Genomic DNA, 13,079 nt, shown 5'->3' on the forward strand with positions numbered 1-13,079 from the left:
AGAAATATTATATAATTAATTGTAATTTAATTAATGGAACTGCCGATAGGCAAAATTTGGAGGTCATTTTTCATGTCGAACAACGTTACAACTGTAAGTTCTCCATGGTCAGCTTTCTCTGGTCCTAACCTAGGATATGTGATGGAGCAATACGACTTATTCTTACAGTCTCCTGAAGAAGTAGAACCGGAGTTAGTATCATTATTCCAACAATTTGGTGCACCAGTAGTAGCAGATGGTGAAGTAGCTGTAGTAGGTAGTTCAGCCGCTCCTGCAGGCGACTATAAAAAAATATTAGCAGCTGTGAAATTAGCGGATACAATTCGTACACACGGTCATTTAGCAGCAGATATCTATCCTCTAAAAAACCGAGCACTACAAACAGCTCAAATTGAAGAAAGCGCGTTCAACTTAAGTTCAGCAGATTTAGCTGAAATTCCTGCTGCTATCTTCTTCAAAGATGTGCCAGCAGGCGTGAAAAATGGTAAGGATGCAATCGATTATTTAAAATCTGTTTATACAGATAAAGTAGCATTTGAATATGGTCACGTAATTGCTACAGAAGAACGTGATTGGATTCAAGCACAAATTGAATCTGGTTCATTAAAACAATCATTAGTTTCTGACGAGAAAAAAGCTTTATTAGATCGTTTAACACGTGTTGAAAACTTTGAAAAGTTTATTCATAAAACATTCGTTGGTCAAAAACGTTTCTCTGGTGAAGGGCTTGATACACAAATTGTCCTATTCGATGAGATTTTGAAAACAGCAGAAACAAGCAACGTTGAAAATGTGCGTATCGGTATGGCGCACCGTGGTCGTTTAAATGTACTTACACACATCTTAAATAAACCATATGATATGATGTTCTCTGACTTTGCGCATGTTTCAAACGACTTATTTTTACCAGAACATGGTCGTCTTGAAATTACAAAAGGTTGGACTGGCGACGTGAAATACCATATGGGTGCTTCGTATAACCGTGAGTCAGGTATGAATGTTAAACTTGCTTATAATCCATCTCACTTAGAAGTGGGCAATCCGGTTGTGTTAGGTTCTACACGTGCAACTCAAGATGACACTTCAAATCCAGGGCAAGCTGTTCATAACCCAGGAAAAGGATTAGGGATTCTTGTTCATGGTGATGCGGCATTCCCAGGTCAAGGGATTGTAACAGAGGTGTTAAACTATTCGAAAACAGAGGGCTTCTCTACTGGCGGAACAATTCATATCATCGCAAACAATATGATTGGGTTCACTACGGAGTTGCATGACTCTCGTTCATCTGTCTATTCTTCAGACCCAGCAAAAGGGTATGAAGTACCTGTTGTACACGTTAACGCAGACAGTCCGGAAGCAGTTGTTCAAGTGGGACGTTTTGCGGCTAGCTACCGTCAAAAATTTGGTAAAGATATTATCGTTGACTTGATTGGTTACCGTCGTCATGGACATAACGAAACGGATGATCCAACAGTAACAAATCCAGAAGTATATAAACTTGTATCTAAACACGAAACTGTACGTGCTTTATATGGTGCTCAATTAGTGGCTGAGGGTGTCGTTTCGAACGATGACGTAGCTGCACTTGATACAGCTATCTATGCTGAAATGCAAGCTGCTTATGATCATGTAAAAGAAATGGCAGATAAAGATGACCATAAGCATTTAGAAATGCCAGAAGAGTTAAAAGTGGAATTTCCACAAATCGAAACAGCCGTAGGTGCTGAACGTTTAGAAAAAATTAACGAAGAGCTTTTAGTGTTTGAGCAAGACTTCCAACCACAAAATAAACTTGGCAAAATTTTAGAAAAACGTCGTGATGCTTATGCATCTGCAAAAATCGACTGGGGTCATGCTGAAACTTTAGCATATGCTACAATTATCCAAGATGGCACACCAGTTCGTTTTACTGGTCAAGACGCACAACGTGGTACATTCTCACAACGCCACTTAGTGTTACATGACAAAAACAATGGTAATGTGTTCACACCACTTCATCATATTTCTGGTGCAAGTGCATCATTTACAGTACACAACTCACCGCTTACTGAAGCAGGGGTAGTAGGCTTTGAATATGGTTACAATTTAGAAAAAGGTAATGTATTATCAGTTTGGGAAGCACAATTTGGTGACTTTGCGAACATGGCGCAAGTGATGTTTGACAACTTCATTTCAGGGGCACGCTCTAAATGGGGTCAAAAATCAGGTTTCGTTATTCTGTTACCACACGGTTATGAAGGCCAAGGTCCTGAACACTCTTCAAGTCGTATGGAACGTTACTTACAAATGTCAGCTGAAAATAACTGGTTTGTAGCAAACTGTTCGAATGCAGGTAACTACTATCACTTATTACGTCGCCAAGCAGCGATGCTAGAAACTGAAGGAGTACGTCCGCTTGTAGTTGTATCGCCAAAATCATTACTGCGCCACCCATTGGCAGCAGCAAATGCTGAACAACTAGCAAATGGCTCATTCCAAGAAGTTATTGAGCAACCTGGCTTAGGTACAAATACTAAAGCAGTTGAACGTATTGTATTAGGTACTGGTAAGGTCATGATTGATTTAGCTGATCGCATAAAAGATGGAGAAGGCTTCGATCACGTACACATCGTACGTGTGGAACAACTTTACCCATTCCCAACTGCGCAAGTAGCTGATATTATAGCTAAGTATCCAAATGCAAAAGAGATTGCTTGGGTACAAGAAGAGCCTAAAAATCAAGGTTCTTGGAATTACGCATTAGAAACGTTATACGAACTTTCTGCAGGTAAAAAGCTTCGTTATGTAGGACGTCCTGCAATGAGCTCGACTTCAGAAGGCGATGCAGATTCTCATAAAGCAGCTCAGGCAGCAATCATTGATGAAGCAGTTGCTGAATCGGTAAAAGTTAAATAATCGCGTAATTATCACTGGAAAACTGGGCTATTAGCCTTAGGCAGTAGCCCTTTTATGTGCATGCATTATGCACGTTAATCAAAGGAGGAAATGAAAGTGGCTGAAATTAAAGTCCCTGAATTAGCAGAATCGATTACAGAAGGTAGTATTGCACAGTGGGTAAAAAAAGTGGGCGACCGCGTTGAAAAAGGTGAATTCATCGTTGAACTTGAAACAGATAAAGTAAACGCTGAGATCATTTCAGAAGAAGCGGGTGTGTTAACACAAATTTTAGCTGAAGAAGGCGATACTGTACTTGTAGGTCAAGTTATCGCAGTTGTAGAAGCTGGCGAAGGTGCAGCACCTGCTCCAGCAGCTTCAGCACCTGCAGAAGCAACACCTGCAGCACCACAAGCAGCTCCTGCACCTGTAGCAGCAGCTCCAGTTGTAGAAGAAACTTCTGGTGAGCGTGTAATCGCATCTCCAGCAGCTCGTAAACTTGCGCGTGAAAAAGGCATTGACCTTGCTGCTGTATCTCCAGTAGATCCACAAGGCCGTGTACGTGTACAAGATGTTGCAGCTCATGGTACAGCACCAGTGGCAGCACCACAAGCAGCTCCTGCAGCACCTAAAGCAGTGGCAGCTGTTGCTGAATCACGCGTGACAGTTGAAAAAATGAGCCGTCGTCGTCAAACAATTGCTAAACGTTTACTGGAAGTAAAGCAATCAACAGCGATGCTAACTACATTTAACGAAGTAGACATGACTAACGTGATGGCATTACGTTCTCGTAAAAAAGATCAATTCTTTGAATCTACAGGCTCTAAACTTGGCTTTATGTCATTCTTCACAAAAGCAGTAGTGGCAGCACTTAAAAAATACCCATATGTCAACGCACAAATTGTTGGTGATGAAATCCACTTAAACAATTTCTATGATATTGGTGTAGCTGTATCAACTGAAGAAGGTTTAGTAGTACCAGTTGTACGCGATGCTGACCGTAAAAACTTTGCTGAAATCGAAGATTCGATTGCAGACTTAGCGAAAAAAGCACGCGACAAAAAATTAGGTTTAAGTGATTTATCTGGTGGTTCATTCACTATTACTAACGGTGGTGTATTTGGTTCATTAATGTCTACACCAATTATGAACGGTACACAAGCAGCTATCCTTGGCATGCACACGATTAAAAAACGCCCAGTGGAAGTTGATGGCGAAGTTGCCATTCGTCCAATGATGTATCTTGCGTTATCTTATGACCACCGTATTATCGATGGTAAAGATTCTGTAGGCTTCCTTAAAACTGTTAAGGAATTACTTGAAAACCCAGAAGATTTATTATTAAATTCTTAATAATTAGAGTCAACTCCTCCAAGCTATGTGCTTTGGGGGAGTTTTTTATTCATATTGAGTAATTAAATGGGTTTTTTGATGCCTATAATTTTGTATAATAGATAAATACTAGAAACTGTGTATTTAGAATTAAATCATTAGTCTGAAAAGTGATAAAACTACCTTGACGAATAGCCTATTTTTATAGTAGTATCTAAATATCAATTAAATAAACAAACCTCACGTTCCTTTGTGAGGTAGAGGCGCGATATTTATTAGTTCATTGTTGAGTTTAAGCAAGCGAAGACGCAATGGAGAAGGAAATGTCGCCGAAGTATAAAAGGAGCTCGTACTTTTATGCTGGGTCTGCAGTGAATAAGTGCAGGACTGTCCTAGTAGATATAATTCCAGTTTACTAGGTTGTGCTATCTCGGAAACATGGAAATTATAGTGAGGATTTGGGCAACTGTTAATAAAAGGTACGACCTAAGTTCTGGACTTAGGTCGTTTTTTTGTACAGTTGTTTTATTTTTTTACAGAAAAGGGGAGTTTTGTATGAAAAGAAAATGGTTGCTATTTATGTTAGCCACAATGACTGCAATTGTATTAGCTGCATGTGGTTCAGATGACAAAAAAGATAACGCGACTGACAATGCTGGGAAAGAAGAAGAAGGTGGCGAGTTCCGTGTTGGGATGGAAGCAGGCTACCCTCCGTTCAACTGGACACAGCAAGGTGATGCAAATGGCGCAGTGAAAATCGCTGATAATGCGGAATATGCAGGCGGTTATGATGTACAAATGGCGAAAAAAATGGCTGAAGGTTTAGGGAAAGAATTAGTAATTGTTAAACTTGAGTGGGACGGTCTAGTGCCAGCTTTACAATCAAATAAAATTGATGCCATTGTGGCGGGTATGTCTCCTACAAAGGAACGCAAACAAACAATTGACTTCACAGAGAACTACTATACATCAGATTTTGTTATGGTCATTAAAAAAGGTAGCCCATATGAAAATGCCAAATCCATACAAGATTTTTCTGGTACAAAAGTTACCTCTCAATTAAACACTTCTAACTACGAAGTAATCGATCAAATTAAAGATGTGAAAAAGCAGACAGCAATGGAAAACTTCTCAGCAATGCGTGTTGCATTAGAGGCTGGTAAAATCGATGGCTATGTAGCTGAACGTCCAGAAGGTATCTCAGCTGCAGCTGCAAATGAAAACTTTACATTTGTGTCATTTGAAGAAGGTTTTGATACAGATATCTCAAATACATCTATTGCGGTTGGTTTACGTAAAGGTGATGCTAATGTTGATAAAATCAATGAAATTCTAAAAGGCATTTCGGAAGATGATCGACAAAAAATTATGGAAGATGCAATTCTTCAACAACCAGCAGCACAGTAATATGGATGCACGGGCCATATATCAAGCCCGTGCAATCTATTTTAACCTTATTCAGTGAATTCTCATTGAATGGTAGTAATGTCTTGGGTAAAAGTCTCATAATTTGAAAGAAGCTATGCAAATTAAATTTAACAGACGATCAAGGCAAAGACCAAGGCATAATGGATATGAACAAGCAACAAGAAGTTGTTAGGAGGAGCATCATGAGTTTTGAATGGATTATTTCTATTATAGAAAACAACTGGCAAATGTTTTTACGGGGCGCTTATTATACGTTACTTATTTCAACGATTAGTACAATTATTGGTGCATTCATCGGATTTTTCATCGGTATTATGCATACCATTCCAACGCGTAAAAAGGGCATAAAGCATGTGATTTTAAAGCTTTTTAACTTTATATTGACATGCTACGTTGAATTTTTCCGTGGTACACCAATGATTGTACAAGCAATGGTGGTCTATTACGGATTAGATATTGCGTTTGGTATTGATATGCACTTTATTACAGCTGGTATTTTAGTAGTTTCTTTAAATACTGGTGCATACATGGCTGAAATCGTGCGCGGTGGTATTGTTTCTATTAATAGAGGACAATACGAGGCAGCTTCTGCAATTGGTATGAATCATATCCAAATTATGATACATGTCGTATTACCACAAGTTGCACGTAACATTTTGCCTGCAACAGGTAATCAATTAATTATGAATATTAAAGATACAGCTGTATTAAACGTTATTGGCGTAACAGAATTATTTTTCCAAACTAAATCCGTTGCAGGCAATAATTTCCGATATTTTGAATCATTCTTCGTTGCATGTGTACTATACTTTATCATGACTTTTACAGCATCACGTATCTTACTTTATGTTGAAAAAAGACTTGATGGTCCAGATGCATATCAAAAACAACAGAAAGAAACATTATAGGGGGACGCACAAATGGCAGTCATTCAAATTGAACATTTAAGTAAATCATTTGGACGTAACCAAGTGTTAAAAGATGTGAATTTTCAGGTAGAAAAGGGAGAGGTTGTGTGTTTAATCGGTTCCTCAGGGTCCGGCAAATCAACACTACTTCGTTGTATTAATTTATTGGAAATACCAAGTGGCGGTCAAATTATCTTCAAGGGCGAAAATATTTTAGATGAAAAACATAATATTCAAGAATATCGTACGCATTTAGGAATGGTATTCCAGCAGTTTAACTTGTTTAATAATCATGATGTTCTTAAAAATTGTACTGTTGGTCAAATAAAAGTGTTAAAACGTTCTAAAGAGGAAGCAGAGCAAACGGCTTTAAAATATCTTGAAATCGTTGGTATGGCACAATATGTTAATGCGAAACCTCGGCAGCTATCTGGTGGTCAAAAGCAACGTGTCGCGATTGCACGGGCATTGTCGATGAATCCAGAAGTCATGCTTTTTGATGAACCAACGTCAGCCCTTGATCCTGAGATGGTTGGGGAAGTATTGAAAGTCATGCGCCAACTAGCCGATGCAGGAAACACGATGCTGATTGTTACACATGAAATGGAGTTTGCAAAGGAAGTCGCAGATCGTGTCGTATTCATGGATAAAGGTGTCATTGTAGAAGAAGGCGCACCATCCAAAGTGTTAGTAAATCCTGAACACGAACGAACAAAAGAATTCTTAAAACGCACTTTGAAATAAAGAAAAAATTAATTTCGGACGCTTTACTGGAATGCCAGTATCAACTTAGCACCCGGTTCTAATGAAAAACATAAAAATAAGTGAGCCTATAAAACAGGCTCACTTATTTTCTAGAATTCCATTCTGAATACAAAACAAAGCAAATGACAAATGCAATAGCAATGATAAAAAACCATTGCGGTACACCACCAAAACTCATGTACAAACACCTCTTATAAGAATTGTAACAGGTTTAAATGGACATGCAAACAGTCTTTGCGGACAAAATATAAACTTCTATGGTTTTTTTCTCCACAAAAGTACTAAAATCGTATAAAATAAAGTGAAACATCATCAAGGAGATATTTTTCATCTCTCCAGTGATTAGTTGTTGAACCAATGGAGTACTGATAAGTGTTTGATTTCCCAGTTAGAAGCTTTACTTAAACTGACTTTAAGTGAGCCTCTAAACATTTGTTAGTACAGGGTAAAAAATTAGACGATAGCCAAGTGCTAGTAAAGAGAGGTAGAGATTATGTTACATTTAAAATGGAAAGATGCACCAACACTACGCACAGTCACTTGCAAACATACTAATGCATCAAAATACTTAGTTTCCAACGTATTAACAGTAGGGAAAGAATATGAAGTGAAAAATGAAACAGAAGAATTTTTATTCATTATCGACAATACGGGGAATATTGGCGGCTATTATAAAGATTATTTTGCATGAGCTAAAAAAGGGTGTCTCAAAGTTAATTTTGAGACACCCTTTTCCTATGAGTAAATGTATAATGTTGCTCAACTATCTTTTTAAATCAGTTACACTCTGGAGCTGCTGCCTTTCTTTTTCTGTCGCTGTGTGCAAAGCAAAGACGTCTTGTATAGCTAATTGAAGTTCGCGTTGTGTTTCTTTAAACTTTGTTACCTGTTGTTCAAAGGTAGAGTTAGTAAAGCGTTCATTTGTCCGAGCTAGTCGTTCTTCTAGTTGAGCGTAATGATTATCCATATTCATCGACAACATCATGGCTAATTGATTTTTCCAAAGTGGGATAAGTGTCACAATTGAAAATTCAATTTTTTCTGCTAGTGTTTGATTTGCTTTCTGAATCATGCGAATTTGTGGCGCTGTTTGTAGGGCTACTTGTTGTGAAACCTGTAAATCATAAATTCGTTGATCGAGACGTTCAATTTGTTCGGCAAAATCATTGAGCTGCTGGATAACAAGAGGCTGTTTATTTGTTTGTGCTTTTGCCACTTTTGCGGGCAATTCAATTTCAATAACTTGCTGCTTCTTCATTTGACCGGCTGCAATAGCAGTTGCTAATTCTTCAAAAAAGCCTTTATTATACGAATATAGTTGTTCGAGCATCTCAACATCATCAAAGAGTTGGAGCTGAGCGCGCTCCAACTGTACGCCAATACGCTCCACTTGGATACTAATACGTTCAAATTCAGTCAACGTTTGTTTGACTGTAGGCCCCGTTTTACTAAACACTTTTTTGAAGAAGGACTGTTTCTTAGGTTCTAAGGCAGTGGGATCGACACGGTCTAACGTTTGCATTAAAGAATCAAGCATTTGGCCAATCTTTGTGATGTCTTTTTGTTTTACCTGTGCAAGCATGCGATCGGCAAATTGAGAAAGGGAACGCTGTGAACCTTGCCCTAAAGATAAGACCGATTCGAAATTAGTAAGGTCAATTTGACTAGCTGTCAGCAATGCACGACTTTGCGCAAGAGGCGATAGCGTTTCAAATGTCGCCATCGCCTCCTCTGTTGTTGCTTGTAAATAAGTATGCACAAGTGGTGAAGCACCTTGTAATGAATCTAAATGAAAAATACGATCGCTATTTGTTGTCACTTATCATCGCCCCGCCATTCTAGCTGTTCTTTCCGTCTACTAGTAGAACGATTAGCGAATTCAATCTCCATTTGAAGATGATCGATATCATTTGAAAGTGCATCCTTTAAGTCAATTTGAATCGTGTCATTCAAATCCGTTAATGTTTCTCGTGTCTTTGATAAGGTGATTTGGATTTCTTTATCCTTGACAGGCTGTTTGGAAAGCATTGTATACTTATCAGTTAATTCTACTGCTGAAGGAAGGTGCGCGTAAAAGAATTGTTCAACATTATAAAACTTTCGAGGATCTGTCTTTACCATTTTGACAATATTTTTTGAAATACGTGTCATTTCGAGTAATTGTTTAAAGGCGCTAACAGAACGCACACGTAAATAATTTTGACTTAATGATTGAATATGTTTATTTGCTGTTGAGATTTGTGATTCAATATGTTTGTATTCTTCCTTTGAAATACCTGCTATTTGCATGACTTTCTTTTTTTGGTTATGTTTCAGCAACATCGTACTTGTTGCGTAAGTTCCAGCGAACAATAAACCCCCAAGGAAGAATCCTGGATTTGCCGCAATTGCTGCGATAGAAACAGTTGATAACGATAAAATTAAGCTAGCGGTATGTCTAGATAAAAACTGTCCGACACTGAGCATAGTTTCTTCCTCCTTGCTTTTCAATATGTCTATCTACTTATACGAAATATTCGACATAAAGTTTCAATGAAATAACCCTTACATAAATTTTACTTCTATTTGCTAAGTTTCTCAATGATTATACTTAATATAAAATTGAAACTTTCACCAAACAACCATGCTACCCAGTCGAGCAACCGTGACTTTTACCTGGGGGTGAGCCAAACTTATTAGCGAATAGAATCGCACGTTCTTCAAGGTGATAACTATAATTTTGACATTGCTTTTTTGACTATGCTAATGTTAACTTGAGGTGAAAAAAAATGGCATTTCAATCACAAAATATTTTTATTAATTTACCAGTGAAAGATCTAAACAAGTCCACTATCTTTTTCAAGGAGCTAGGTTTTGAGTTCAACCTACAATACACCACGGAGGACACAGCCAGTATGATTATTAATGACAACATCTTTGCGTTGTTAATGCTTGAAGAACGTTTCAAGGCGTTTACTAAGAAAGAAATGGTGGATCCTACTACTTCGGCACAAGCCATTTTTTGCTTATCAGCTGATAGTCGGGATCAAGTAAATGAGTTGGTTAATAAGGCATTGTCATCTGGGGGGAAATCTTCAAGTGATCCTCAAGATCATGGATTTATGTATGTATGGGGTTTCGAGGATGTAGACGGCCATTTATGGGAAATTGCGTATATGGATGAAAGCGCCATGAATCAGGGATAAATACTTTTGACAATTAGCTTGCTCAGATGTTATATGCTAGGGGATGATGTCTTAACAGGCATCATCTTTTTATTTACATTTAGCCATTAGAATAGGGGGAAATGATACATAAAATTACTCGCTACAGCGTGTACCTCGTGACATATCTCCCCACCATGACCACCCGTTAGTGGAACGAAGGAATGACTAAAAAGCACGAATACATATAAAATAGTCAAACCCATAAATCAGTGAAACCAACTTCCTTTTTGGCTATGAACTAAAACATATAACATGACATAATATAAAGATGAAATATTTATTGAAAAGGATGATGTATAAAATGTCATTGATGATAGTATGAGTATTTCAGTCGCAACAACGAGTACCTTGCCTAGCGGAGGAGAACTACCTGGCGGATGGAATGATGATGCATGGGACATTGATCGGTGGGAAAATGACGGCGGTAGTAGTCTTAGTACAAGGCAAGCACCAGGCGTGACTAAAAAGTTATGATGGCAGTGGCTATTAAAGGGAAGCGCAAGATTTTATTGACTACAGAGGACATATAAGTGACATCTAGGGGCCACACTGTAACAGCAAATTCAATGACACAGGCTATGAAAGACAGAAAGCTTCACGCATCGTATTGCTAATTGATAGGTTTTATGTAATCCATATTTCGATGAAAATCTAAATATTTATATTCTATTATAAATATTGAAGAACATATGGATTGGAGAGAAATTAACAATGGAAAAAATGACTCAGGTTCCTACCACAGAAATTATTAAGCCAAAAATTCTCTACTATGGAACGCCCGTGATTTTATTAAATTCACTGAACGAGGATGAAACCGTAAATATTAGCCCACTTTCATCATCATGGGCATTAGGAGATTGCATTATATTAGGAATTGGACTTGGGGGGAAGGCGGTTGAAAATTTAACACGACATCCTGAATGTGTCATTAATGTTGCATGTCCTTCCTTATGGGAAAATGTTGAAAAACTAGCTCCCTTTACAGGGAAAAATCCTGTTCCACAATACAAAAAAGAGCTTGGTTTTACATTTGAAAAAGAAAAATATGATAGTAGTGGATTAACAGCTGCTGCGTCTAAAACAGTAAAACCTACACGGATTATTGAATGTCCCATTCAAATCGAGGCAAGGGTAAAACACATTCGAATGCCTGATTATACCACTGATTTTGCCATTGTTGAGACACAAGTTATACATGTACATGCTCATAAGGATATTCTGATTAGAGAGCATCATATTGACCCCAATAAATGGAGCCCACTTATTTATAATTTTCGCCATTATTTCGGACTTGGTAATCAGTTAGGGAAAACCTTTAGATCCGAAACATAAAAACATTATTTAAAAAAAGAGCAGGTACTCAATTAACTTTGAGCCTGTTCTTTTTTCTTCCTCAACTTTCTACTCATCAATGAAAACGCTCGTTCAAGTCCAACAATTTTACGCAAACAAAAAAGGTAAAGATTACAATATGTCGAATTTAATTCTTATCGTAAACAATTTTTAAAAGGAGGAAAGTTATTGTGAATACGCCCATAAATAAAACACCGATTAAAAACCGAATCGGCGGTGTGTTTGTGCCAGTACGTGACCTTGAAAAAGCAAGCAACTGGTACAGTAAGATACTTGGTTTACAAGGTGGAGAAATATTTTTTGGACATCTATACACAGCACCAATGGATGGAACGGCTGGTTTACTGTTAGATACAATGCCTAAGTGGAGAAATGAAGAGGGGAATATTTCAACTTATCAAGTTCCAGCAATTCAATTTTTAACAAATGATATTCAAGCAGCTTACCAATTTATGAAAGAAAATAATGTTGAACTTGTGACACAAATTGAGGACGATTTTTACTTCGTTTTTAAAGATCCAGACGGTAATTTATTGATGATTTGTAGGGAAACAGCTTAACGGTAAACGCTTATTACAAGATTTTAAACGAAAGTACACGTCCGACAATGCTGTTGCATTTATGAATGCGTTACATGCATCCTATATGATTAAAAAATTGATTGAGGGAAATAGAAATGGGCGAAAAATTATTAAGGATAGGAGCTACTTATGTACCAGTAATACATGTAGAATTATCTTCGAAATGGTATGTTAACAAGTTAGGGGCAGATTTAAGCTATCAAGATGAAGATAAAACAATTCTTAATTTTGCCAATCAAAGTATATTTCTTGTCAATTCTAAAGAAAATCAAAGCTCTAACTTCGTTGATTATTATGGCGAAGAGCGTTTCAATAACATGCGAAGTAAATGGAATAAGTGCCTTAGAAGCCATTTATAGAGATATCATCCATAAAGGGATTAAGGTTGGCGCAATAGAAAATAGAGGACACGTTGGAAGGAATTTTGTTTTCTACGATATAGATGATAATAAATTTGTTGTGTGGAGTGAATTAAGTCCATCTTTTAATGATAGTTCAATTTAAACTAGCGCTAGACAAATGACCTATGATAAATGGACAAGTAAATCTAAATAAATCGGATTAGGATATAATTAGAGCAGATAAGAAGACCTTGAATCAAAGGTTAAGGGCTATTGAATTAATACCCGAAA

At 37.5% G+C, this 13,079-nt stretch carries 12 protein-coding genes, 1 pseudogene and 1 riboswitch; of the genes and pseudogenes, 11 read left to right on the forward strand and 2 right to left on the reverse strand.

What is annotated here, in order from left to right; translation table 11 throughout:
• Positions 1–72: 72 nt before the first annotated feature.
• The 6 genes from C9J35_RS15455 (at position 73) to C9J35_RS15480 (ending at position 7,998) form a co-directional block, all read left to right on the forward strand.
• Complete coding sequence (locus C9J35_RS15455; RefSeq protein ID WP_107925202.1) at positions 73–2,895, forward strand: 2-oxoglutarate dehydrogenase E1 component; 2,823 nt, start codon at positions 73–75, stop codon at positions 2,893–2,895.
• A 96-nt stretch (positions 2,896–2,991) separates the two neighbouring features.
• Positions 2,992–4,227 (forward strand): 2-oxoglutarate dehydrogenase complex dihydrolipoyllysine-residue succinyltransferase, encoded by a 1,236-nt coding sequence (gene odhB, locus C9J35_RS15460; protein ID WP_107925203.1) that lies wholly within the window; start codon positions 2,992–2,994, stop codon positions 4,225–4,227.
• 229 nt (positions 4,228–4,456) lie between these two features.
• Positions 4,457–4,642, forward strand: a riboswitch (Lysine riboswitch).
• 119 nt (positions 4,643–4,761) lie between these two features.
• On the forward strand, positions 4,762–5,613 hold the full coding sequence (locus C9J35_RS15465) for a transporter substrate-binding domain-containing protein (RefSeq protein ID WP_107925204.1): 852 nt from the start codon (positions 4,762–4,764) through the stop codon (positions 5,611–5,613).
• A gap of 203 nt (positions 5,614–5,816) precedes the next feature.
• A complete protein-coding gene (locus C9J35_RS15470; protein WP_107925205.1) occupies positions 5,817–6,542 on the forward strand; it encodes an amino acid ABC transporter permease in 726 nt (241 codons plus the stop codon).
• 12 nt (positions 6,543–6,554) lie between these two features.
• On the forward strand, positions 6,555–7,286 hold the full coding sequence (locus tag C9J35_RS15475) for an amino acid ABC transporter ATP-binding protein (protein WP_054767716.1): 732 nt from the start codon (positions 6,555–6,557) through the stop codon (positions 7,284–7,286).
• A 514-nt stretch (positions 7,287–7,800) separates the two neighbouring features.
• Entirely contained in the window at positions 7,801–7,998 is a 198-nt protein-coding gene (locus C9J35_RS15480) for a DUF6501 family protein (protein ID WP_054767717.1), read from the forward strand.
• A gap of 72 nt (positions 7,999–8,070) precedes the next feature.
• On the opposite strand, the gene C9J35_RS15485 is transcribed toward C9J35_RS15480, so the two are convergent.
• Positions 8,071–9,126, reverse strand: coding sequence for a toxic anion resistance protein (locus tag C9J35_RS15485; protein ID WP_107925206.1), 1,056 nt, complete (start codon positions 9,124–9,126; stop codon positions 8,071–8,073).
• Complete coding sequence (locus C9J35_RS15490) at positions 9,123–9,773, reverse strand: 5-bromo-4-chloroindolyl phosphate hydrolysis family protein (RefSeq protein WP_107925207.1); 651 nt, start codon at positions 9,771–9,773, stop codon at positions 9,123–9,125. The genes C9J35_RS15485 and C9J35_RS15490 overlap by 4 nt, the downstream gene beginning before the upstream one ends.
• A gap of 302 nt (positions 9,774–10,075) precedes the next feature.
• Here C9J35_RS15490 and C9J35_RS15495 point away from each other — a divergent pair, with 302 nt between their 5' ends.
• The 5 genes and pseudogenes from C9J35_RS15495 (at position 10,076) to C9J35_RS15510 (ending at position 12,951) form a co-directional block, all read left to right on the forward strand.
• Positions 10,076–10,492 (forward strand): VOC family protein, encoded by a 417-nt coding sequence (locus C9J35_RS15495; protein WP_107925208.1) that lies wholly within the window; start codon positions 10,076–10,078, stop codon positions 10,490–10,492.
• A 339-nt stretch (positions 10,493–10,831) separates the two neighbouring features.
• Positions 10,832–10,987 (forward strand): hypothetical protein, encoded by a 156-nt coding sequence (locus C9J35_RS23685; RefSeq protein WP_167395981.1) that lies wholly within the window; start codon positions 10,832–10,834, stop codon positions 10,985–10,987.
• Between the two features lie 237 nt (positions 10,988–11,224).
• Positions 11,225–11,845 carry a flavin reductase family protein gene (locus C9J35_RS15500; protein ID WP_107925209.1) on the forward strand — a complete coding sequence of 207 codons (621 nt, stop codon included), beginning with the start codon at positions 11,225–11,227 and terminating at the stop codon, positions 11,843–11,845.
• A gap of 191 nt (positions 11,846–12,036) precedes the next feature.
• Complete coding sequence (locus tag C9J35_RS15505; protein ID WP_054767718.1) at positions 12,037–12,426, forward strand: VOC family protein; 390 nt, start codon at positions 12,037–12,039, stop codon at positions 12,424–12,426.
• A 116-nt stretch (positions 12,427–12,542) separates the two neighbouring features.
• Positions 12,543–12,951: pseudogene (locus C9J35_RS15510) on the forward strand (VOC family protein).
• Positions 12,952–13,079: the final 128 nt, after the last annotated feature.

Origin of the sequence: Lysinibacillus parviboronicapiens (genome assembly GCF_003049575.1) — a bacterium.
Lineage (GTDB): Bacteria > Bacillota > Bacilli > Bacillales_A > Planococcaceae > Lysinibacillus > Lysinibacillus parviboronicapiens.